19 protein-coding genes are annotated in these 21,727 nt (G+C 63.1%); 8 read left to right on the top strand and 11 right to left on the bottom strand.

Features of this window, described 5'->3' with window-relative positions; translation table 11 throughout:
- Positions 1-83: 83 nt before the first annotated feature.
- Positions 84-653 carry an oligoribonuclease gene (orn, locus tag HWE01_RS02625; RefSeq protein ID WP_008326970.1) on the top strand — a complete coding sequence of 190 codons (570 nt, stop codon included), beginning with the start codon at positions 84-86 and terminating at the stop codon, positions 651-653.
- Positions 654-758: 105 nt separating this feature from the next.
- Here the strand turns inward: orn and HWE01_RS02620 are convergent, their stop codons facing one another.
- A complete protein-coding gene (locus HWE01_RS02620) occupies positions 759-1,454 on the bottom strand; it encodes a UPF0149 family protein (RefSeq protein WP_008326972.1) in 696 nt (231 codons plus the stop codon).
- Positions 1,455-1,579: 125 nt separating this feature from the next.
- Here HWE01_RS02620 and HWE01_RS02615 point away from each other — a divergent pair, with 125 nt between their 5' ends.
- The 3 genes from HWE01_RS02615 (at position 1,580) to HWE01_RS02605 (ending at position 6,302) form a co-directional block, all read left to right on the top strand.
- Positions 1,580-2,593: a serine/threonine protein kinase gene (locus HWE01_RS02615; RefSeq protein WP_175343101.1), complete on the top strand. Its 1,014-nt coding sequence runs from the start codon at positions 1,580-1,582 to the stop codon at positions 2,591-2,593.
- A gap of 30 nt (positions 2,594-2,623) precedes the next feature.
- Positions 2,624-3,193: a DNA-3-methyladenine glycosylase I gene (locus HWE01_RS02610; protein ID WP_241821027.1), complete on the top strand. Its 570-nt coding sequence runs from the start codon at positions 2,624-2,626 to the stop codon at positions 3,191-3,193.
- Positions 3,194-3,347: 154 nt separating this feature from the next.
- On the top strand, positions 3,348-6,302 hold the full coding sequence (locus HWE01_RS02605) for a DNA translocase FtsK (protein WP_241821026.1): 2,955 nt from the start codon (positions 3,348-3,350) through the stop codon (positions 6,300-6,302).
- A gap of 92 nt (positions 6,303-6,394) precedes the next feature.
- Here HWE01_RS02605 and HWE01_RS02600 read toward each other — a convergent pair whose 3' ends face one another.
- Complete coding sequence (locus HWE01_RS02600; RefSeq protein ID WP_008326977.1) at positions 6,395-7,828, bottom strand: NAD-dependent succinate-semialdehyde dehydrogenase; 1,434 nt, start codon at positions 7,826-7,828, stop codon at positions 6,395-6,397.
- Positions 7,829-8,196: 368 nt separating this feature from the next.
- On the opposite strand from HWE01_RS02600, the gene HWE01_RS02595 reads away from it, so the two are divergent.
- Positions 8,197-9,615 carry a YihY/virulence factor BrkB family protein gene (locus HWE01_RS02595; protein WP_175343099.1) on the top strand — a complete coding sequence of 473 codons (1,419 nt, stop codon included), beginning with the start codon at positions 8,197-8,199 and terminating at the stop codon, positions 9,613-9,615.
- Here the strand turns inward: HWE01_RS02595 and HWE01_RS02590 are convergent.
- From HWE01_RS02590 to HWE01_RS02575, 4 genes are read right to left on the bottom strand one after another with little or no spacing between them, the layout of a single operon-like run.
- Positions 9,612-10,289, bottom strand: coding sequence for a glycosyltransferase family 2 protein (locus HWE01_RS02590; RefSeq protein WP_008326981.1), 678 nt, complete (start codon positions 10,287-10,289; stop codon positions 9,612-9,614). The two genes, HWE01_RS02595 and HWE01_RS02590, sit on opposite strands and share 4 nt — an antisense overlap.
- A 47-nt stretch (positions 10,290-10,336) precedes the next feature.
- Entirely contained in the window at positions 10,337-10,930 is a 594-nt protein-coding gene (locus HWE01_RS02585) for an SAM-dependent methyltransferase (protein ID WP_241821025.1), read from the bottom strand.
- On the bottom strand, positions 10,927-11,712 hold the full coding sequence (locus tag HWE01_RS02580; protein WP_241821024.1) for a PIG-L deacetylase family protein: 786 nt from the start codon (positions 11,710-11,712) through the stop codon (positions 10,927-10,929). The genes HWE01_RS02585 and HWE01_RS02580 overlap by 4 nt, the downstream gene beginning before the upstream one ends.
- Positions 11,700-12,713 (bottom strand): acyl-CoA dehydrogenase family protein, encoded by a 1,014-nt coding sequence (locus HWE01_RS02575; protein ID WP_241821023.1) that lies wholly within the window; start codon positions 12,711-12,713, stop codon positions 11,700-11,702. The genes HWE01_RS02580 and HWE01_RS02575 overlap by 13 nt, the downstream gene beginning before the upstream one ends.
- A 349-nt stretch (positions 12,714-13,062) precedes the next feature.
- Here HWE01_RS02575 and HWE01_RS02570 point away from each other — a divergent pair, with 349 nt between their 5' ends.
- The 3 genes from HWE01_RS02570 (at position 13,063) to HWE01_RS02560 (ending at position 16,111) form a co-directional block, all read left to right on the top strand.
- The gene (locus HWE01_RS02570) at positions 13,063-15,384 is read left to right on the top strand and encodes an FdhF/YdeP family oxidoreductase (protein WP_241821022.1); all 2,322 of its coding nucleotides are present in this window, start codon (positions 13,063-13,065) and stop codon (positions 15,382-15,384) included.
- 156 nt (positions 15,385-15,540) lie between these two features.
- The gene (locus HWE01_RS02565; protein WP_241821021.1) at positions 15,541-15,795 is read left to right on the top strand and encodes a type II toxin-antitoxin system RelE family toxin; all 255 of its coding nucleotides are present in this window, start codon (positions 15,541-15,543) and stop codon (positions 15,793-15,795) included.
- The gene (locus HWE01_RS02560) at positions 15,779-16,111 is read left to right on the top strand and encodes a helix-turn-helix domain-containing protein (protein WP_034350035.1); all 333 of its coding nucleotides are present in this window, start codon (positions 15,779-15,781) and stop codon (positions 16,109-16,111) included. The genes HWE01_RS02565 and HWE01_RS02560 overlap by 17 nt, the downstream gene beginning before the upstream one ends.
- 330 nt (positions 16,112-16,441) lie before the next feature.
- Here HWE01_RS02560 and HWE01_RS02555 read toward each other — a convergent pair whose 3' ends face one another.
- From HWE01_RS02555 to HWE01_RS02535, 5 genes are all read right to left on the bottom strand, one after another.
- Positions 16,442-17,509 carry a GGDEF domain-containing protein gene (locus HWE01_RS02555; protein WP_008326997.1) on the bottom strand — a complete coding sequence of 356 codons (1,068 nt, stop codon included), beginning with the start codon at positions 17,507-17,509 and terminating at the stop codon, positions 16,442-16,444.
- 560 nt (positions 17,510-18,069) lie between these two features.
- The gene (lpxO, locus tag HWE01_RS02550) at positions 18,070-18,969 is read right to left on the bottom strand and encodes a lipid A hydroxylase LpxO (protein ID WP_008326998.1); all 900 of its coding nucleotides are present in this window, start codon (positions 18,967-18,969) and stop codon (positions 18,070-18,072) included.
- A 385-nt stretch (positions 18,970-19,354) separates the two neighbouring features.
- Complete coding sequence (locus tag HWE01_RS02545; protein ID WP_241821020.1) at positions 19,355-20,665, bottom strand: D-amino acid dehydrogenase; 1,311 nt, start codon at positions 20,663-20,665, stop codon at positions 19,355-19,357.
- Positions 20,666-20,857: 192 nt separating this feature from the next.
- Complete coding sequence (locus HWE01_RS02540) at positions 20,858-21,277, bottom strand: hypothetical protein (RefSeq protein ID WP_008327000.1); 420 nt, start codon at positions 21,275-21,277, stop codon at positions 20,858-20,860.
- Between the two features lie 22 nt (positions 21,278-21,299).
- Positions 21,300-21,719, bottom strand: a complete 420-nt coding sequence (locus tag HWE01_RS02535; protein WP_008327001.1) for a DNA polymerase III subunit chi — start codon at positions 21,717-21,719, stop codon at positions 21,300-21,302.
- Positions 21,720-21,727 lie beyond the last annotated feature (8 nt).

Here is a 21,727-nt window from a genome sequence, read left to right as displayed (position 1 = left end):
CCGGTCCGATCCGGGCGAGCGAACCCAGCAATGAACCCTGCAGTAGATGGGGCCAGACCCCATCCCGTCAATAAGGAAGAATTATGTCACAAGCCCCCGCCGCGCCTGTCCGTCCCAATGAAATGAACCTGGTCTGGGTCGATATGGAAATGACCGGCCTGGATCCGGACAAGGATCGCATCATCGAAGTGGCCGTGGTGGTTACCGATGCTGAACTCAATGTGCTGGGCGAAGGCCCGGTCCTGGCCATCCACCAGTCCGATGAACTGCTGGACGGCATGGACGCCTGGAACAAGGGTACCCACGGCCGTTCCGGCCTGATCGACCGCGTCAAGGCCTCCACCGTCACCGAAGCCGACGCCGAACAGCAGATCATCGCCTTCCTGAAGCAATACGTCCCGGCCGGCAAGTCGCCCATGTGCGGCAATTCCATCTGCCAGGATCGCCGCTTCATGGTGCGCGGCATGCCCAAGCTGGAAGAATTCTTCCATTATCGCAACCTGGATGTGTCGACCCTGAAGGAACTGTGCAAGCGCTGGAAGCCCGAGATCGCCACCGGTTTCAAGAAGCGCCAGATGCACACCGCCCTGGCCGATATCCTCGAATCCATCGAAGAACTGAAGTACTACCGCGAGCACTTCATCAAGGAGTGATGCAAGGTGGCAGGGTGGCAGGGCGGTTGGCAGAAAAAACCGTCCTGTATGAAGAAACAAGGCGCGCCCGGTATCTGGCGCGCCTTTTTCATGGGGGTGGGTGAATCATTCTTCCGAATCTGCCCCACAGCATTTCTTGTACTTCTTGCCACTGCCGCAGGGGCAGGGATCGTTGCGGCCGGTCTTGGGTGCATCGCGCTGGACCTGCTCGACCGCGGACTTGCGCTTGGGCGCCCAGTAGCGGTAGATGTGCGGAATGGCCGATTCGATCTCGATGGCCAGCTTGTGGGTCTTGATCGGGTCGTCGATGAGCTTGGTTTCTTCCTCTTCCAGTTCTTCCGAGCCCAGCAGGTAGATCGGACGCATCAGCGGCGCCAGGTTGGAATGGAAGATTTCATCCCACTGCGCCGCGCGCAACTGGATACCTTCCCAGAAGCCCCAGGCCCAGGCTTCGGCATCCAGCAGCGGCTTGCCCTCGTGCTCGCGCTCGCAGAAGAGCGGTTCATATTCCTTGGGTGCGACCTCGAAGGTGATGGCGATTTCGTTCATGGTGCGCGCGATCAGACTGGTGATGCGCTCGGCTTCCTTGCCATTCTTGAACTTGGGCGTGTCTTCGGGACGGCTGCCCCAGACGCGCGGCAGCCATTCGGCCATCAGCACTTCCTGCGGACCGATGGCCAGCGCCGTCAGGTAGCCGTGCAGGGTGTCCATGGTCATCACATCGTCGGCGCAGCGATCGGAGAGGAGAAAATCGTCGAGTTCGTCGAATTCGGCGTCGGAAAGGGGCTGGTCAAGCTGCATGATGGTTCCAGTGACAGATGCTAAAGGCAGGAGTGTAAAGGCATTGCGCCGGGGGCGCGAGTGTTGTCGGTCGGCACACGGCATTCTGATGCGGCGCCCACGCCTGCGGACAGTACAATAGACGGATGAATCCCGCCGCCCCCGCTCCCGATCTGCCCGACGCCACTTCCTTCGCCACGCTCTCGCCCGATACGGTGCTCGATGCCCTCGATGCGCTGGGCCTGTATGGCGATGGTCGCCTGCTGGCCCTGAACAGCTATGAAAACCGCGTCTACCAGGTCGGCATGGAGGACGGCCCGCCGCTGGTGGCCAAGTTTTACCGTCCCTTGCGCTGGAGTGAGGAACAGATCCTCGAAGAACACGCATTTTCGCAGGAGTTGGCCGACGAAGAGGTGCCAGTGGTACCCGCCATGCGTCTGGACAACGGCGCTACCCTGCATCGCCATGCCGGTTTCCGCTTCGCCGTTTTCCGCCGCCATGGGGGCCGCGCGCCCGAGCTGGACGACGCCGATACCCTGGAGCGCCTGGGGCGCTTCATTGGCCGCATCCATGCGGTCGGCCTGCGCAGTCCTTTCGCGGCCCGCCCCGCGCTGGATATCACCAGCTTCGGCGAAGAACCGCGCGACTGGCTGCTGGCGCATGATTTCATCCCGATGGATGTGGCCACCGCCTGGCGCACCACGGTCCAGCAGGCACTGGACGGCGTGCGTCGCTGCTACGACCGGGCCGGGGCGATCCGCACGCTGCGCCTGCATGGGGATTGCCATGTCGGTAACGTGTTGTGGACCGACGCCGGCCCGCACTTCGTCGATTTCGATGACAGCCGCAGTGGTCCGGCCGTGCAGGACCTGTGGATGCTGCTCTCGGGGGAGCGCCGCGAGATGGTGGGCCAACTGGCCGACCTGTTGGCGGGATATGAAAGTTTCTGCGAATTCGAGCCGCGCGAGCTGTATCTGATCGAAGCCCTGCGCACCCTGCGCCTGATCCATTATTCCGCCTGGCTGGCGCGGCGCTGGGATGATCCGGCCTTCCCGGTAGCCTTCCCCTGGTTCAATACCCAACGATACTGGCAGGACCGCATCCTGGAGCTGCGCGAACAGATCGCGCTGATGGATGAGCCGCCGCTGTGGCCGGTCTGATCTGGCCGATATGAAGAAAGCAACATGATCATGACGCAAACACCTGTCCGCTGCGGCTGGGTCAACCTGGCCAATCCGCGCTATGTGCAGTATCACGACCACGAATGGGGGGTGCCCTGCCACGATGAAAGGCGCCTCTTCGAGATGCTCAACCTGGAAGGAGCCCAGGCGGGGCTGTCGTGGGAGACCGTGCTCAACAAGCGCGAGAGCTACCGTGCCGCCTTCGACGACTGGGATGCCGAGAAAATCGCCCGTTATGACGAGCGCAAGGTGGCGCAATTGCTGGCCAATCCCGGCATCGTGCGCAACCGCCTGAAGGTGGCGGCCACCATCGGCAATGCGCGTGCCTATCTGCAACTGCGCGAGGAAGTGGGCGGGCTCGACGCCTATCTGTGGAGCAAGGTCGATGGCCAGCCCATCGTCAACCGCTGGGCCTCGCTGGCGGATTGTCCGGCCAAGACCCCGCTGTCGGATGCGATTTCCAAGGAACTGGCCAGGCGCGGTTTCAAGTTTGTCGGTTCCACCATCATCTATGCCTATCTGCAGGGCGTGGGCGTGATCAATGATCACGTGATGGATTGCCATTGTCATGGCCGTTGAGGCTTGGCGTGCTCTGCACCAAAAGGCCAGCCGATGTGCGGCGGCAGGGCGCCGGTTTGGTTTACACTCGCAGCCTGCGATGCAGCAATAGCTTGCACCGTATGGATTCACGAGGCCGTCTGGCGCTGCCAGGCCGGTGGAGTTTGGGAGTAGCATGATTTTCGTCAAATGGTTTGGCTGGTCGGTCCTCTGGCTGCTGCCGCTGCTGCTGCGCACGGTAGCGCGCGCGCTCGGCCGCAAGTCCATCTTCGGCGGGCGCGGTGCCATTCGCCTGTGGTGCGGCAGCCTGCTGCTGCTGGGGGCCAGCAGTGCGGTCGAGTCGCTGGTGCGTTCGCAACTGGTCTCCGGCGATGAAGGACCGGGGGCCGCTCTGTTGGGCGCGGCCCTCATGGATGCGCTGGGCGGCAAGATCAGCCGTGGCATCGCCGCCGTGCTGATGCTGGGTTTGCTGGCGCTGGGATTGAAATGGGTGTTGAGCGCGATGTTCGGTCGCAGCGCCCCTGTGGGGCGCGATGAGCATCCGGAGCTGGACCTCGGGCTGCCGCGCCGCGGCAGCATCGAAAGCGAACGGGTACGCATGAGCGGTCATCACGGCAGTGCTGGCCCATCCCGCAACAGCTTCCCGCCGGGTTCGGAACGCCGGGCACCGCTGCCGCGCGCGCCCTCGTCGGCCGCTGCCAAGCGCGTACCGCCTGCCTCGCCCTTCGCACCGCGTCCCCGTCCGGCGCGCCTGACGCCGGCCCCGGCACCCGAACGTCCGGCCGAGCAAGCGCCGCGCGACGATTGGAAAGTCCCCCTGTCGGCCCTGACCGGCGGCAGCCGCAACGGCCAGGCCACGCCCACCGGCAGCGCGCAGGGCGGCAAGTGGCCCTCGCTCAATGCGCGTCAGGCGGGGCCCGCCGCCAAGCCGCGTCCGGAATCCGAATGGGCCGCCTTCGAAAGCCTGCGTCCGACCGAAGCCATGCTGGCGCGTGCTGCTGCCAGTCGTGCCATCTCGGCGGCCAGTGCCGCAGCCGATGCCAGCCTGTCGCGCGCGGCCACGCCATCCCCGCCGATCCGTCCGATTCCGCCCTCCATTGCGCGCGGCAATCCGGCACCGGCCCAGCCTACGCGCAGCATTCGCATCAGCAGCGTGGGTCGTCCCCCTGAGACGGGGAGTGCGGCAGACAAGCCAGCCGAGCGCGCCGATGTGGTACCCACGCGCCTGATGCGTTCGCTGCAGCAGAGCAGCGGCGAGCAGGACACGGCCGCGCTGCTGCCGTCGCAACCGCAACCGCAGTTGCCGCCCATCGTGCCTCTGAGCCCGCAGGGACAGCCGCTGCCGCCATCCCTGGGGCCGCTGCCCGCTGCGGTTCCGGTGCCGCCGCCGGTCGTCGCTCCCGCCGTGCCGCCCTTCACGGCACCGATGCCCGAACCGCAGGAACCCATCGACCTGGGCACCTTCAACGCTCCCTGGTTCGACATGCTGCCCGACCCGGCGCCCGAACAGCCGCCCATCCAGCCTGCTCCGGCCTTCACGGTACGCATGCCCGATCCGGCCCCCGCCCATGTGCAAGCGGTCGCGATGGCATCGCAGGGGGGGATCGACGATATCGACGAGCCGCGTGTGGACATCCCGCTGCCCTCGCTGGATCTGCTCGATGAAGTACCCGAATCGCGCATCGAGGTCGACCCCGAACAATTGCAGGAAACCGGTCGCCTGATCGAGCAGCGTCTGCGCGAATTCAAGGTGCCGGTCACGGTGCTGGGCGCCGAGGCCGGTCCGGTGATCACCCGCTTCGAGGTCGAGCCCGCACAAGGCGTGCGCGGCGCCCAGGTGGTTAACCTGATGAAAGATCTTTCGCGCGCCTTGGGCCTGACGTCCATCCGCGTGGTCGAGACCATTCCCGGCAAGACCTGCATGGGCCTGGAACTGCCCAATGCGCGTCGACAGATGATCAAGCTCTCCGAGATCGTGCATTCGCAGGCTTATCGCAAGTCGGCTTCGCACCTGACCATTGCCATGGGCAAGGACATCACCGGCACGCCCGTGGTGACCGACCTGGCGCGCGCACCGCACATGCTGGTGGCCGGCACCACGGGTTCGGGCAAGTCGGTGGCCATCAATGCGATGATCCTCTCGCTGCTCTACAAGGCCACGCCCGAGGAAGTGCGCCTGATCATGATCGATCCCAAGATGCTGGAACTGTCGATCTACGAAGGCATCCCGCACCTGCTGGCGCCGGTGGTGACCGACATGCGTGAAGCCGCGCATGCGCTGAACTGGGCGGTGGAAGAGATGGAGCGGCGCTACAAGAAGATGTCCAAGCTGGGCGTGCGCAACCTGGCCGGCTACAACCAGAAGCTCGATGAAGCCGCTGCCCGGGGTGAGAAAATCCCCAATCCCTTCAGCCTCACGCCCGACGCGCCCGAGCCGCTGGAAAAACTGCCGACCATCGTCATCGTCATCGACGAACTGGCCGACCTCATGATGGTGGTCGGCAAGAAGGTGGAAGAACTGATTGCGCGTCTGGCACAGAAGGCGCGCGCGGCTGGCATCCACCTGATCCTGGCGACCCAGCGTCCTTCGGTGGACGTCATCACCGGTCTCATCAAGGCCAACATCCCGACTCGCGTGGCCTTCCAGGTCTCCTCCAAGATCGACTCGCGCACCGTGCTGGACCAGATGGGGGCCGAATCCCTGCTGGGCCATGGCGACATGCTGTTCCTGCCGCCGGGCTCGGGCTATCCGCAGCGGGTGCATGGCGCCTTCGTATCGGATGAGGAGGTGCACCGTGTGGTGGAGTACCTGAAGTCCTTCGGTGAGCCGCGCTATATCGAGGAAATCCTGGCCCCGCCGATTTCCGAGGACACGGCCCAGGCCGACATGTTCGCCGGTGGCGAGGGCGGCGATGCAGAATCCGATCCGCTCTACGACGAAGCGGTGGCCTTCGTGCTCAAGACGCGGCGAGCTTCCATCTCCTCGGTGCAGCGGCAATTGCGCATCGGCTACAACCGCGCCGCGCGTCTGGTGGAGCAGATGGAAACGGCCGGTGTACTCTCGGCCATGTCGCGCAATGGCAGCCGCGATATCCTGGTGCCGCCTTCGGGTGGCGGTGGCGAAGAATAAAAAGCGTAGCGCCAAAAGAAAATCGGCGAACCCTTGCAGGTCCGCCGATTTTTTTTGATCGCGCAGGGCGATCAGCCCATCAACTCAAGCCGTCACACATCGAGCTGCGTCACCAGCTTGGTATTGATGTAAGCCTCGATGGCCTCGGTGCCGCCTTCGGAACCGTAGCCGCTGTCCTTGACGCCGCCGAAAGGCAGTTCCGGCAGCGCCAGGCCCAGGTGATTGATGGTCAGCATGCCGCTTTCCACGCGCGCGGCCAGGGCGTGCTTGGTGTGGGCCGACTTGGCGAAGGCATAGGCGGCCAGACCGAAGGGCAGGCGGTTGGCTTCGGCGATCACTTCATCGAGGGTCTCGAAGGAATTGATCAGGGCCAGCGGGCCGAAGGGCTCTTCATTCATCACGCGGGCATGCAGTGGCACGTTGGTCAGCACGGTCGGCTGGAAGAAGTAACCCTTGTCACCCATGCGCTTGCCACCGGTACGCAGTTGTGCGCCTTGTGCGACGGCATCGTCGATCAGCGCTTCCAGTGCCGGGATGCGGCGCTTGTTGGCCACCGGACCCATGTTCACGCCGGCTTCCAGGCCATTGCCTACCTTCAGCTGTTCGGCATAGGTCACGAACTTGTCGACGAAGGCATTGAAAACACCCTTCTGCACCAGGAAGCGGGTCGGCGACACGCACACCTGACCAGCATTGCGGAACTTGGAGGTGGCCAGGGTCTTGGCCGCCAGATCCACATCCACATCATCAAACACCATGGCCGGTGCATGACCGCCCAGCTCCATGGTGGCCCGCTTCATGTGCTGGCCGGCCAGTGCTGCCAACTGCTTGCCTACCGGGGTGGAGCCGGTGAAGGAAATCTTCCTGATCACCGGATGCGGGATCAGATATTCCGAGATCTCGGCCGGCACGCCATAGACCAGGTTGATGACGCCTGCCGGAACGCCGGCATCGGCATAGGCGCGGATCAGTTCAGCCGGGGAGGCCGGGGTTTCTTCCGGAGCCTTGACGATGATGGAGCAGCCTGCAGCCAGCGCTGCCGACAGCTTGCGCACCACCTGGTTGATCGGGAAGTTCCACGGAGTGAAGGCGGCCACCGGACCGACCGGCTCCTTGATCACCATCTGGTAGGCACCCGGCACGCGGGCCGGCACCAGGCGGCCGTAGGTGCGGCGGGCTTCCTCGGCGAACCAGTCGATGGTATCGGCTGCGCCCAGGGTTTCCATTTTGGCTTCGCCCAGCGGCTTGCCTTGTTCCATGGTCATCAGGCGCGCCACTTCGTCCACGCGTTCGCGCAGCAGGTCGGCGGCGCGGCGCATGATCTTGGAACGCTCGAAGGCGGACATGTTGCGCCAGGTCTCGAAGCCCTTTTTGGCCGCTTCCAGCGCACGATCCAGGTCGCTGCGGTCAGCGTGGGCAATCTTGCCGATCACCTCTTCGGTCGCCGGGTTGACGACATCGATGGTACGGCCGGAGGCGCTGGCGGTCCATTCGCCGTTGATGAAAAGCTGTACGTCCTTATACATGGGCAATCCTCGTTCGTCAGGTTGGGGGAGGGCCGGCGCCGCCCGCTCCGGCAACGAGGCCGACAACGCAGGGCAGGCGCGATGGCCTGGGGAGAATGCAGACAGACCGGCGCGTGCCGCTCTGGTTCACGGGTGATGTTCACGCGGCAGGGTCATGGGCGATGTTCATGTGCAATGTTCATACGCGATATGCCGCCGGTGAAGACTTTCACCAAGACATCCTTTATACCACGCACACCGTTTTCGCGTTGCTTGCCGGGGCGCCGACAGCGGCTTCCTACAGGGCTGGACGGGCTGCCCACGAAAAGGAACAATCATTACCGCGCATCGGTCACACTGCCACAACAATATGTCAAGCCGAGGTCTCCATGAGCAGCTCTTCCGACCCGTTTCGTCCCGCTTCCCGTGATACTGCAGCCAGCCCTGATCCGGCCGAGGGCGGCGTGCCATCCACTGGTGGCCTGGTAGCCGGTGCCCTGCTCAGCGCCGGTGTCGGGTTATGGCTGGGACGCAGGCGCCGCCAGCAGCGTGCCGCAGCCTCATCGCTACCGGGCCAGGCGGCGGGGCAGAGCGTTGCGCACGCCGGGACCGCCTCCCATGGCAGCAGCCACCATGGGCTGCCGGCGGGACTGGAGCGCGCCTTGCGCGTGGTGACCCTGGCCATGCCCCTGATCGCGGCCTGGCGCAAGGGAGCGGCGCGAGCCAGGGCGGCGGCGGCCAAGGGCAACAAGGAAGCGCCACTGCCAGCGGATGCGCCGGCCCGCATCGATATCGTCAAGGCCAGGCTGGAACCGGCGCCCTCCGATTACCTGGACCCGGCCGCCGAGGTCAAGATGATCCGGGGCGGCACGCGCGCCCAGCAGGCCTGGCAGATGACCCTGGCCGCCATCAATGCCTGGATCGATGACTTCGCGCCCAGCATGGGCGCGGCCATCGCCTACTACACCATCTTCTCGATTGCGCCCATGCTGGTGATCGCCATCGCGGTGGCCGGCATGCTGTTCGGCCACGACGCCGCGCAGGGCGAGATCGTCAACCAGATCCGCGACATCGTCGGTACCGAAGGGGCCTTCGCCATTCAGGGTTTGCTGAAGTCGGTAAGCCAGCCGCGCGAGGGCATGATCGCCGCCGGCATTTCGGTGGTGACGCTGGTCATCGGCGCCACGGCCGTGTTTTCCGAACTGCAGAGTGCATTGGACCGTATCTGGCGCATCCCCGCGGTCAAGCGCAAGAGCGGTGTGTGGCAACTGGCGCGTACGCGGCTGCTGTCCTTCGGTCTCATCATCGGTCTGGGCTTCCTGCTGATCATCTCGCTGGTGGTCAGTGCGGCGCTGGCGGCGCTGGGACGCTGGTGGGGCGGCTGGTTCGAGGGCTGGCAACTGTTGCTGCAGATGCTCAACTTCGTGCTGTCCTTCGTGGTGTTCTCCACGCTCTTCTCGATGATCTACAAGTTCATGCCGCGCGTGACCCTGTCCTGGCATGACGTGTGGATCGGTGCCGGGGCCACGACCGTGCTCTTCATCATCGGCAAGTACCTGATCGGCCTGTATCTGGGCAGCACCGGCATGACCTCGGGCTTCGGGGCGGCCGGCTCGTTCGCGCTGCTGCTGCTGTGGATCTACTATTCGGCGCAGATCTTCCTGCTGGGGGCCGAATTCACCTGGATCTACGCCAACAACTTCGGTTCACGTGCCAGGCGCCAGCGGCTGGTCAATACCGTGGAAGATCATCACGTGAGCATCGAGCAGGCGCAGCAGGTGGTGCGATCAGGAGACAACGCGCGCTAAACCGGCAGGAGGGCTGCACTGTCCTCGCTGGCCCATCGTCGCAGGGTGTCGCCAAAGCCGCCGCGCGCCTTGCTCTGTTGGCGGGTGCTGGTGACCACGCGCACCTGCGCGCTCCAGGCAATGCGGGCGCCGATGCCCTGCAGGGCCTGTACCAGGGCGACATCCTCATGACAGCGCAGCGGTGGAAAACCGCCTGCGCGCACATACGCTTCTGCACTGACGCCGAGATTGGCACCATGGATATGGTGATGGCCGTCCTGGTCGCGATAGTGGCGCGCGAAGCGTTGCTGCACTTCCGGGGGATGATCGTGCCAACTGTCGGGTGTGACCGTGCCACAGACCGCTTCCGCTTTCAGGTGCAGCTGTGCTGCCAGCCAGTCGGGCGAGACCAGGGTATCGGCATCGGTAAAGGCCAGCCAGCGTGCACCCTCGGCAATCAGTGAGCGGGCGCCATGATGGCGCGCCACGCCGACATTGCCGACCTGCAGCGGCAGCAGCCTCACCGGGTGACGGCGCGCGATGGCCTCGGAAGCATCGCTGCAACTGTCGAGCACCACCACGATGCGTACTGCCTCGCCCTGCAGTTGCGCATGCGAAGCGGCCTTGCGCACGGCCCGCAAGCAGGCGTGCAGGGTGGCTTCTTCGTCGTGCGCGGGGATGACGATGCCGATCATGCTCACTCCTTCCAGAATGATGGTGTGCGTGCGATATCAAGGTTGGATCAGATCCTGCGCCAGAGATCGATCAGGATGTCCTCGTCTTCATAGCAGGCCTGGCGCTTCAGGCGCGGGTGGGTATCGATGAGCTGGTGCATGGGCTGGGTGGCCAGCAGGCGGTCATCGAAATCCTTCTTCCAGTGGCAGGCCAGCAGGTGGCCCTGCGGCGCCAGGCTGGCGGCGGCCAGCGCCGCCAGCTCGGCCACGTTGGGGGCGTCGAAGTAGTAGCACAGCTCGGAAAACACGATCAGCCCCAGCGGCGGCATGTCCTGCGCCGCCGTCGGCCATTGTTCGGGCAGCGACTGCCGGCGCACCTGGACGTGCGGCAGGTGCGCGGTCTTTTGCCGTGCGATACGCACCGCTTCCGCGCAAAAATCGGAGGCCATCAGCCACTGGCAGCGGGTCGCCAGTTGCAGCGTCAGTTCACCGCTGCCGCATCCGGGTTCGAAGATGGCATTGCACTGCCGACGCGGCAGGATGGCCTCGATGATGGCGCGCTTGCGCTGTTCGTACCAGCGCTCGCGCGTCTTCCAGGGATCGTCGCTGGCCGCGTACAACTGGTCGAAATGGCCGCTGGCCGGAAACTGCGCTGTCGTCATAGGAAGAACACCTCATAGGGCCGCACGAAGTGCGCCAGCACGCCGGCCGGCAACACCGGATCGCGTTGGCCGTCGCGCCCGACCTGGCTGTGATAACAGCGCAGGGCGCGCCGTTTCATCATGCCGGTTCCGGCATCGAAGCTGAGTTTGTGCGCCCGGCCCCAGGGAAATTCGCCCCCCAGTGGTTGCGCCCAGTGCCAGCCCCAGATCGGCACTTCCACGAGCTTGCAGCCCAGTTCGTGTTCCAGTTCGGCGGCCACTTCGCCCACGGTTTCGTGATCGGGATGGCCGTCCAGGCGCCACGGTGCAAAGACGATGTCGGTAGGGCGCAATTGCGCGATCAGCCAGGCCTTCAGTTCCAGCCGATGTTGGCCGATCTGGCCGTCCGCAATCCTGGCCCGCAGGATCTGTGCCTGACCCGCGCCCAGACATTCCAGCGCCGCCCGGCTCTCCGCCGCACGCAGCAGGGGCAGGCGCGCGGCCAGGGGTGATGTCGCCGGATGGCTGCGCTCACCGTCACTGACGGCCACCACTGCGATTTCGCGCATCATGCCGGCCAGTCGGGCGATCAGTCCGCCACAACCCAGCGTTTCGTCATCGGGATGCGGCGCCAGGATGACCGCACGTGAGCGTGGCGGCACCAGGTGGCACAGCTCCAGTTCGGGCAGAACGTGCAGGCGCTGGCAGGATTGCCACACCTCCTCGGCGGTGCCATGGACGATATCGATATGGCGCGCCGAGTCTGCCGTCACGATGGACGGCGTGGCATTCACAGTAGGCATGGAGAAGGCTCCTCTTCAAGACTGGCGCTGGCCAGCGCCGCCAGATCGCGTTCGGCGTGGCTCTGGCGCAGCCACACCGGCAGGTCGGCCAGCAGGCGCGCACTGTGCCGGCTGCCGCAATAGGGGTGGGGACCGAGTGCGGCCCCCAGATCATCGATGATCTGCAGGCTGGACCGCTCCACGATCAGACGGGCGCGCAGGGCATCCTGCATGGCGTTGGCGCGTGGATGAGCATCAATGCGTGCGGCACTCTCGCGCAGGCAGGTGGCTGCCGCATGCTGGCCGCACAGCGCACTGCCCAGTCGCGCCAGCGCATGGCTGTCGGCGCGCCGTCTCAAGCCTTGTCGCAATGCGGCTACCAGCGCGCTGGCAGCGCCGTACCAGCAGGCGGCAATGCCGATGCCGCCGTGCCAGAAACCGGCACGCTCCAGATAAAAGCCGGGAGCACCGACCACCTGCGCTACCACGTTGCGCAATTGCAGGCGCGCGGTGCGCGTGGCTGCCATGCCGACGGCAGCCCAGTCATCTTCGATGATGGTGACGCCCGGCTGACCCAGCTCCAGCGCCAGCAGCCAATAGCGGTCGTCGTCGTCACGGTGGCCGAGCAGGGCATGGGTGACAGCGGTCGCGCCGGAGCACCAGGATTTCTCGCCGTCGAGGATGACGTGATCTCCCTGTGCCGTCATGCGCAGGCTGCCCGGTCGGCCCTGGGCACACCAGACGGCCCAGATGGAATGCAGCGGCAAGGGCCGCCGGGCCTCGGCCAGGATCGCCAGGGCGTCAGTATGGGCTTCAAACAATTTGGCCAGCGACAGATCCTGAGCGGCGACGGCGGCCAGCGCTTGCCAGCGACCCAGCGTCTCGCCCTGGCCGGGCAGGGGCAAGCGGTCCAGTCCCGCCACCACCAATTGACGCAACAGGCGCGCAGCGACCATGGGCAGCTGCGCGTGGCTGGCTTCCTGCAGGGCGGGCGCGATGAATTCCTCGAGCGCGGCAGGCAAGGAAGGGCAGGGTGGAGCGTAACGGCGGGCGGGGCTGCTCATCATGATGCGGGGGAGAAGATCAAGCGCACAGGCTGTGCAATGGGAGGCAGTATGCGCGTACTCGCGCTGGCAAGATGTCGGCGCGCTGCCGTGTTTGCCGTAGGAATTCATTAGCGCAGGGGCATGTCGCAGCGCTGCCTGTAGGAATCCGGAGCGCTGAAAATCGGTGCAGCGCCTACAGCCAAATTGCGTCGTCACTTTCATCATGAAACTCCGGACGCAGAAGATGTTCATGCGCCGCGCCAAAGGGCGACCAGGTGATTACGCAGGGCGTCCCCCACGAAACTGTCACGCTCGGAGAAGCGACATGAAAACCAAGGATATCCCCGAACAAGCCCATTTCGACGAATACAACAACGCCGCCGGTGGCTGGGGCTCGGTCAAGGCACTGGGGGCCATTCTGCAGCAGGAGCACGTGATCGCTACCGGCACGCGCATCCTGATGAAGCAGAACAAGCCCGATGGCTTTGCCTGCGTCAGCTGTTCCTGGGCCAAGCCGGCGGATCCGCATCTGTTCGAATTCTGTGAGAACGGCGCCAAGGCCACCGCCTGGGAAATCACCGGCAAGCGTGCCACGCCTGAGTTCTTCGCCCGGCATACCGTGGCCGAGATGGAAAGCTGGAACGATCTCGAACTGGAATCCACCGGTCGCCTCACCGAGCCCATGAAATACGACGCCGCCAGCGACCGCTATCTGCCGGTCTCGTGGGACGAGGCCTTCGATGACATCGCCGCGCAATTGCGTGCCATGGATCCGAAGAAGGTGGTGTTCTATGCCTCCGGACGCGCCTCGCTGGAGACCTCCTACTTGTACCAGCTCATGGCGCGCATGTATGGCACCAACAACCTGCCGGACAGTTCCAACATGTGCCACGAATCCACATCGGTGGCGCTGCCGCAGACCATCGGCGTACCGGTGGGCACGGTCACGCTGGACGATTTCGGGCAGACCGAGTGCATCCTCTTCTTCGGTCACAACACCGGCACCAATGCCCCGCGCATGCTGCATCCACTGGAGCAGGCGCGCAAGCGCGGCGTCCCGGTGATCACCTTCAATCCCTTGCGCGAACGCGGCCTGGAGCGCTTTGTCAATCCGCAATCGCCCAAGGAGATGATCACCCCCGCACATACCGACATCAGTTCGCAATATGTGCAGATCAGGATCGGTGGCGACACTGCCGCCGCCATCGGCATGGCCAAGCGCATCCTGGAACGCGACGACCGCGCCCGTACTGAAGGTTTGCCGCGCCTGCTGGACGTGGCCTTCATCGAGGAACACACCAGTGGCTTCGAGGAATTCGCGGCGGGCGCGCGCGCGGCCCAGTGGAGCGAGATCGAACGCCACGCCGGCGTCTCGCGTGCAGAGCTGGAGCTGGCTGCGGATACCTATGCCAGTGCCGGTCGCGCCATGCTCATGTATGGCATGGGCGTGACCCAGCATCGCGAAGCGGTGCGCACCATCCACATGCTGACCAATCTGCTGCTCATGCGCGGCAATATCGGCAAGCCCGGTGCCGGTATCTGCCCGATCCGAGGCCACTCCAATGTGCAGGGCCAGCGTACCGTGGGTATCACCGAAAAACCGCAGATGGTACCCAATGACAAGCTGCGCGCGCTTTATCATTTCGAGCCGCCGATGGAGCAGGGGCTCAATACGGTGGAAGCCTGCGAGAAGATCCGTGACGGCGCGTTGTCCGCCTTCTTCATGCTGGGCGGCAATTTCGTGCGCGCCATTCCCGATCATGGTGTGATGGAACCTGCCTGGCGCAAGCTGCCACTGACGGTTCAGGTGGTGACGCACTTCAACCGGTCCTGCGTGGTCCACGGACAGACATCCTACGTGCTGCCCTGCCTGGGACGCATCGAGATCGATCGCCAGCGCAGTGGCGAGCAGGCGGTGTCGGTGGAAGACAGTACCGGCTGCATGCACGGTTCACGCGGCCGCGCCGAGCCGGCTTCGCCCCGGCTGCTGTCGGAACCGGCCATCGTGGCCGAGCTGGCCAAGCGCCTGCTGCCTGCGAATGCACACGTGGACTGGGATGCCTGGGTCGGGGATTACTCCCTGATTCGTGACGCCATCGAAGCGACCTATCCGGACATCTTCCGTGACTTCAATGAGCGCATGTGGACGCCCGGCGGCTTTGCGCGTCCGCTGGCGGCCCGCGAGCGGCGGTGGACGACACCCAATGGCAAGGCCAACTTCAAGACCCCGCAGGGATTCGAGCCGGACCCCGACATGCCCGCTGATGCGGCGGGCGTGCTGCGCCTGATGACCACGCGTGGGGATAGCCAGTTCAACACCACCGTGTATTCGCTGGACGATCGTTTCCGTGGAGTCTGGGGAACGCGCCGCGTGCTGCTGATGAACCAGCGCGATCTGCAGCAGCAGGGATTGGGGGCGGGTGATTTCGTGACGGCCGAGACGGTATCGGAGGATGGCGTGGAGCGCCGCGTGGATCATCTGCGCGTGGAACCCTTCGATATTCCGGTGGGCTGCGTGATGGGTTACTTCCCCGAACTCAACCGGCTCATTCCGCTGTTCCATCACGCGCGGGGCAGCAAGGTGCCGGCGGCCAAGTCGATTCCGATTCGCTTGATTCCGGAAATTGCCGAGCCAGTGTTGTCCTGAGCACGGAGCTCAGGTTTTTCGAGAAGTCGTCAGAGAATGGAGGGACAGACTTGCCGCAGAGGGGAGGCATGGGCAAGCTGGCGTGCTGACTCGGAGAAATAAGTCCAGGTCTAATAAATTGAGTAAATACTGATAATGGACTTATAATTAAGGCGCATGAATTCGATCAAGTGGCACCCAAGAGCTATCAGGCAGTTATTGAAGATCAACCGCTCCGATCAAATCAGAATCAAGGACGCAACGGCCAAGTTGGAACTGATGCCGCATTGCCAGCAAGTGAAATCGCTGACGAATCATCCTTGTCAATTTCGGCTTCGGGTTGGTCACTATCGAGTCTTCTTCAACTTCGACGGAACTGTCCGCATTGTCTTTATCGAGGAAGTGAGCAAGCGCAATGAACGCCCGTACTAATACTCAGATCATCCACGGGGCCGATGGAAAGCCGGCCTTCGTCGTGATCCCGTATGCGGATTATGTCAAGGAGCTCCCTCAAGAGGATGAAGCCTACGTTCCGCACGAGGTCGTCGCGATGATGGTCGAACACCAATGGACCCCCATGCGCAGCTGGCGCGAGCATCTGAACCTGACCCAGCAGGAGGTCGCCGCGCGCATAGGTATCTCGCAGTCGGCTTATGCACAGCAGGAACGCAGTACCCGCTTGCGCCCGCTGTCGTTGGAGCGGATCGCAGCGGCACTGGGAGTAAGCATCGAGCAACTGGATTTCTGAGCTACTTTGCAAGAGCGAAAAAAGCCCCGCCGAAGCGGGGCCAAGAGGGAACTGAGGATACCTCAGGTTACAACACAAAAACACCTTGCTTGCTGGCGCGCCTGTCCTGAGCAATGATGGATATCGCCTCAGGCATGCGCTGCCGGACGAGGGCGATCATACGGAAGCGGCACGTCGTTGTCTCATGCTTTTGAAACATGAACGAATGCACGCCGTGCATGAGTCCGGCCAGTCCCCATCTGCCTTGCAGGGCAGCACACACAAAGCGCAGGTGAAAAAAAGACCGCTCGCGCGGCCCCGGTGCAGGTCTGTGCTGTGCAGGTGGATCGACTAAAAGAATTCCACCGTGTCGTTGGTCGTGATACCCGAGCGCAGCACACCCGAATTGACCAGTTCCTGGTAGTAGCAGATGCGATTGCGACCGCTCTTCTTGGCGTGATAGAGCGCCTGGTCGGCATGGCCCAGGATCACCACCGGCGTCTCCCGCGCGATATTGACGAAACCCAGGCTCACCGTCACCTTGCCGACCTGCGGGAAATCGTATTCCTGCACGTTCTGGCGGAAGCGATCGAAGATCTTGCGCGCATCGGTGAGCGTGGTCGAGCGCAGCAGGATCACGAATTCCTCACCACCGAAACGGAAGATGCGGTCATGCGCACGGAACGATGCGCGCAGGATATTGGCCACCAGGATCAACACCTCATCCCCGTACAGATGGCCGTAGCGATCATTGACCTGTTTGAAGTGATCGATGTCGACCACCGCCAGCCAGTGACCCTTGGGTTCGTCGTTGCTCTCGTGACGGCGCTCGTCCCGGTCCACCGAGTGCGCCTCGTGCGGCGCGATGGCAAAGGCGTAGCGGGTGAACTGTTCATCGAAGGTCTTGCGGTTGAACAGGCCCGTGAGGGCATCGCGCTCGCTGTAGTCGAGCAGGCTCTGGTAATTGCAATAGACGTGGAAGATGCCGTGGATCACGTCCAGCATGGCCGGTGCAAAGGGAACCTGGCTACGGATCTCCAGGCAGGAATTCATCTTGCCATGCAGCCAGACCGGCAGCCACAAAAGATGCTGGCCATCGGCCGTGGTCTCCTGGAACTCATTGAGATGATTGCGGATGCAGGCCAGCATGGCCGGATAGGTCGACAGCGGTTCCTTGGGATCGTCGCTGGTGAGCTCGGCGATGGTGTGCACGGCGCCATCGCGGATGACCATCTTTTCCTGCACGAAGTGTTCATCACGCAGCGTGAAGATGTCGAGCATGCGGATGGCCTCGACGTCGGTCAGCTGGTACAGCGCGGAGATGACGGAGATGGCCAGGCGGGAATGCTCCCGGTGGGCCGTGATTTCTACCAGATGCTTGAGCAGCGGTTTTTTCATCTCGTCGTCGATGTCCTGCATGAGCCCATTGTTCTATGTATGGTCGGTACTCGGCTGTGCTTGCCCGGCGTCTTCGACAGCGGGCTGGCTGACATGCCATGAAGCAGTGCCCGGCCATCGGCAGGAGCGCAGTCAGGAGCAAGGCATGTCACAGCGCAACGAAGACGATCCCGTTGCAAGATTCACGCCATCAAGCTAGCACGGAAGCAAAGCGATTTTACAGGCGGCAAGCAGGGGAATGAAGCAGTTTCTGCATTTCACTGCAGAAAAATCTCCATTTCATTTCCATGTGGAAACTTCAACTCTTGCGTGATTTTCACTTACGTGCGACTTGGTGAGTTTTTCTCTCCCGGGCGCCTTCCGATATCAGACAAACCGGCTACAAACCAGCTGTGTAGCGGAATTGACGCTGATCTGACATTGTCTGCCGGCGACCGGTCCTGCTTCTCATGCTCCGAAAATCAATACGCCAGTTCCGGGATTGACTTAAAAAAATCGCCGACTGGGTAGCCGGCGATTTTTGTTTATATCATTTACGATCTTGTTTCGGATTGCCGATGGCGGCTACCCTCCATCCAGCCTCAGGCATAGATGATCAGCAGGGCGACGGCAATGATGAGACCGAACTTGGTGATCTTGTAGACGGTCTTGTTCCAGTTCTTGAAGCGGCGGCGATACTGCCCGGCCAGCCAGACGAAACGGAACAGCTTGTTGACGCGCCCGGTCTGGTCGCCGGTCTCATTGGGGGAGGCGGCGGCGGTCATCATGGTGCGGCCGAGGAAGCCATTGATGGCTTCTGCCCAGCGATAGCGCAGCGGCCGCTCGACATCGCAGAAGAGGATGATGCGGTTCGTCTCGGTGCCGTTCTGCGCCCAGTGGATGAAGGTCTCGTCGAACACCACGCTCTGGCCATCGCGCCAGCTGTAGCGCTGGCCGTCGACTTCGATGAAGCAGCGGTCATCGTTGGGCGTGACCAGGCCCAGATGGTAGCGCAGCGAACCGGCGAAGGGGTCGCGGTGCGGATTGAGGGTCCCGCCCGGGGCCAGCTCGGCGAACATGGCGGCCTTGACCGAGGGAATGCGCTTCAAGATTTCCACGGTCTTGGGGCAGAACTTCTCGGCCGAGGGATGACTGGCGTTGTACCACTTGAGGTAGAAGCGCTTCCAGCCAGCCTTGAAGAAGGAGTTGAAACCGGCGTCGTCATTCTTCTCCGCCGCCTTGATCTTGGCCATTTCACGCAGGGCCACGGCTTCGTCGCGGATCACTTCCCAGTTCTGGTCGATGATGGCCAGGTCATCAAACTGCTTGACGGCCGGATAAGGCACGGCTGGCACGCGCGAAAACGCGTACATGAACAGATTGATCGGCGACATGATCGACGAGTGGTCGAAGAACTGCCGCAGGAAGGGCAGGCGCACCCGACCACGGAAGTGGATGAACAGGATGGAAAAGAGATAAATGAAGACAATTGCCCATTTCATTGCAGGGTCCTTTGATGTTGCCGGCCTTTTCAACTGAAGGAAAAGGCTGTGACGGATATCCGTCCATATGGGGTCGGGAGCAGGGAGATCAACGACAACAAGCGGTTCGAGCCGGGGCAGCAGCAGAAAAAAACAGGCTGGAAGAAGCCATGATGCCGCAAGATGCACGATGATGAGTTGAAATCCCGCTCACTGCGCAGGCCCGGCCAGACGCCGGCGACGCAGAGCAAGCGAGGATTCTACACCAAGGGGGAGTCAGCGTTTGTAAGGAGGGCTGATTGCCCTATGTGAATATTCTTTCAACAGCGGCTTGCGCTGATCCAGATCAAGGGGATAAAAAAAGGACCGGGAGTCCGGTCCTTCGCGAGAGGGTAAAGCAAAAGGCTCAAGCGGCCTGGGTCACCACCTGGCGTGCCCGGTTCCAGCGCGGCAGGCCGGTGAAGGCGAAATCGATTTCCGGCACGTGGCCGGAGACGATCTCGGCAATGGCCCGGCCTGAGCCGCAGCCCATGGTCCAGCCCAGGGTGCCGTGACCGGTGTTCAGGTACAGGTTGGCGAACTTGGTCTTGCCCACATAGGGGACGTTGGAGGGCGTCAGCGGACGCAGGCCGGTCCAGTAGGTCGGGTTTTCGTAGTCGCAGCCATCGGGGAACAGTTCACGGGTGCGGCGGGTGATGGCTTCGCAGCGGGTGGTGTTCAGTTCGCGGGTATAGCCGTTCAGTTCGCAGGTACCGGCCACGCGCAGGCGGTCGCCCAGGCGCGAGACCACCAGCTTGTAGCCGTCGTCGGTGAGCGAGACGGTGGGGGCGGCGTCCGGGTTGGTGACCTTGTAGGTGGCCGAATAGCCCTTGCCGGGGTAGAGCAGCAGGTCGATGCCCAGCGGCTTGACCAGTTGCTGCGAGAAGCTGCCCATGGCGACCACGAAGGTATCGGCCTGCAAGACTTCATGGCGTCCGTCCGGGTTGATGATTTCCACGCCGGTCACGCGGGCCGATGCACCGGCACCTTCGGTAATGAGACGGGTGATGGTGGTGGAATAGCGGAATTCGACGCCGGCTTCCTCGCTCTTCTTGGCCAGGCCGGTGGTGAGCTTGAAGACGTCACCCGATTCATCGGTGGCGGTGAAGTCGCCGCCGACGATCTTGTTGCGGATCGAGGCCAGTGCCGGTTCGATGCGTATCACTTCATCGGCGCCGATGGATTCGCGTGGGCAGCCCAGGTCGCGCATGAGTTTGGCGGCCGGCAGGGAGTCCTGGAATTCCTTTTCTTCAGTATAGAAGTGCAGGATCCCGCGGGTCAGGTGGTCGTACTGCACGCCCGTCTCTGCGCGCACGGCCTGCAGGGTCTGGCGGCTGTATTCGCACAGGGCGACGATGTTGCGGATGTTCTCGTCGGTGCGGGCGGCGGTGCATTCGCGCAGGAAGGCCACGGCCCACTTCCATTGCAGCCATTCCGGACGGAAGCGGTAGAGCAGCGGGGCGTCTTCCTTGCCCAGCCACTTCAGGACCTTCATCGGGGCAGCCGGATTGGCCCAGGGTTCAGCGTGCGAGACCGAGATCTGACAGCCGTTGGCGAAGCTGGTTTCCTGCGCTGCGCCGGGCTGACGGTCAATGACGGTGACGTCGTAGCCCTGCTTCTTCAGGAACCAGGCCGAAGCGGTTCCGATAATGCCTGCGCCCAATACGATCACTTTCATCTTGCTCTCCCGGTGTTGCGTGAACTTGCTGTGGTTGTTCGGACGTTCGCATCCCTGAATTCAAATGCGAACAATGCAAGCATTGTAAGAAAAGCGCGATTGCAGATGTGATCAATACTGGATCGATTTTTTGTGAATAAAAAGACTGATGCGGAATTTTTATTCAAAATAAAAAGAAAAATCAGATCGTATTTACATTTTTGAAGATGTGAAACGTGCCATCTCTTCCGCGACGGCCCGCTCTACCGTTTCGGTCAAGGCATCGCGCAGGCCTTCCCTGACGCGCTGCATCACGATCTCGGAAAGATGGTCCAGGGCCAGCGCCATCTGGTCTTGCAGGTGTTGGTGCAGCACGGTATCGACGCGTTCGAGCAGGCTTTGCAGGACGTTTTCGCGGATTTCCTGTTCCCATTGGCGGTATTGCTCGGCGACCGGGGTAACCGGGGGCATGGCGGCCATCATGGGCGCCGCAGCGGCGGGTGCCTGGTAGCTGGCCGCAGCAGGCTGGGTATGGAAGGCGCCGGGCTGCGCGGGCGCGGTGTAATCCGGGGCGGCAGGTGCCAGCGGGATGATCTCGGTGAGGAGGGGAATGCTGTTGTCGTCGTGGTTCATGGCATGAGCGGGCGGGGCGGGCTCAGGCGGCCACATGGTGCGAGAGGGGGTAGCCGCGTTCTTTATAGAAACGGTAGCGGTCACGGCCGGCGGCCTTGTCGGCATCGTCGGCGGAAATGATTTCCAGCAGGCGTTCGAAGCGGGCGAAGTGCGCGGGGGTGTCGCCACCCAGGTTGATGAGGATCTGGTGGTGCGGCAGTTCGGTGCTGTCGTCGGCGGTCAGGATGATGGGCGTCTGCGCTGCCAGCGGGTCGCCGGCCATCACGTGGGGCAGGAAATCCTGCTCGGAGAAGCTCCATAGAGCCTGGTCGAGCTGCTGCAACTCGGCGCGGTCGGGGGTGCGCAGCACCAGGTTGGCGCCGGAAGCGCGCGCTTTGCGCACCAGACGGCACACGTAGGCGATCTTTTGCGGGACGTTGCTGTGAAAGTCGATTCGGGTCATCCCGCCAG

This window comes from Herbaspirillum sp. C7C8 (genome assembly GCF_022627875.1).
Classification (GTDB): domain Bacteria; phylum Pseudomonadota; class Gammaproteobacteria; order Burkholderiales; family Burkholderiaceae_D; genus Herbaspirillum.
Note: the sequence above shows the minus strand (reverse complement) of the source record. Positions and strands in the feature narration are given on the sequence as shown.

Bases quoted from the DNA above. Each gene is read 5' to 3' on its own strand.
- orn (WP_008326970.1), top strand. From the start codon at position 84: ATGTCACAAGCCCCCGCCGCGCCTGTCCGTCCCAATGAAATGAACCTG.
- HWE01_RS02620 (WP_008326972.1), bottom strand. From the start codon at position 1,454: ATGCAGCTTGACCAGCCCCTTTCCGACGCCGAATTCGACGAACTCGAC.
- HWE01_RS02615 (WP_175343101.1), top strand. From the start codon at position 1,580: ATGAATCCCGCCGCCCCCGCTCCCGATCTGCCCGACGCCACTTCCTTC.
- HWE01_RS02610 (WP_241821027.1), top strand. From the start codon at position 2,624: ATGACGCAAACACCTGTCCGCTGCGGCTGGGTCAACCTGGCCAATCCG.
- HWE01_RS02605 (WP_241821026.1), top strand. From the start codon at position 3,348: ATGATTTTCGTCAAATGGTTTGGCTGGTCGGTCCTCTGGCTGCTGCCG.
- HWE01_RS02600 (WP_008326977.1), bottom strand. From the start codon at position 7,828: ATGTATAAGGACGTACAGCTTTTCATCAACGGCGAATGGACCGCCAGC.
- HWE01_RS02595 (WP_175343099.1), top strand. From the start codon at position 8,197: ATGAGCAGCTCTTCCGACCCGTTTCGTCCCGCTTCCCGTGATACTGCA.
- HWE01_RS02590 (WP_008326981.1), bottom strand. From the start codon at position 10,289: ATGATCGGCATCGTCATCCCCGCGCACGACGAAGAAGCCACCCTGCAC.
- HWE01_RS02585 (WP_241821025.1), bottom strand. From the start codon at position 10,930: ATGACGACAGCGCAGTTTCCGGCCAGCGGCCATTTCGACCAGTTGTAC.
- HWE01_RS02580 (WP_241821024.1), bottom strand. From the start codon at position 11,712: ATGCCTACTGTGAATGCCACGCCGTCCATCGTGACGGCAGACTCGGCG.
- HWE01_RS02570 (WP_241821022.1), top strand. From the start codon at position 13,063: ATGAAAACCAAGGATATCCCCGAACAAGCCCATTTCGACGAATACAAC.
- HWE01_RS02565 (WP_241821021.1), top strand. From the start codon at position 15,541: ATGAATTCGATCAAGTGGCACCCAAGAGCTATCAGGCAGTTATTGAAG.
- HWE01_RS02560 (WP_034350035.1), top strand. From the start codon at position 15,779: ATGAACGCCCGTACTAATACTCAGATCATCCACGGGGCCGATGGAAAG.
- HWE01_RS02555 (WP_008326997.1), bottom strand. From the start codon at position 17,509: ATGCAGGACATCGACGACGAGATGAAAAAACCGCTGCTCAAGCATCTG.
- lpxO (WP_008326998.1), bottom strand. From the start codon at position 18,969: ATGAAATGGGCAATTGTCTTCATTTATCTCTTTTCCATCCTGTTCATC.
- HWE01_RS02545 (WP_241821020.1), bottom strand. From the start codon at position 20,665: ATGAAAGTGATCGTATTGGGCGCAGGCATTATCGGAACCGCTTCGGCC.
- HWE01_RS02540 (WP_008327000.1), bottom strand. From the start codon at position 21,277: ATGAACCACGACGACAACAGCATTCCCCTCCTCACCGAGATCATCCCG.
- HWE01_RS02535 (WP_008327001.1), bottom strand. From the start codon at position 21,719: ATGACCCGAATCGACTTTCACAGCAACGTCCCGCAAAAGATCGCCTAC.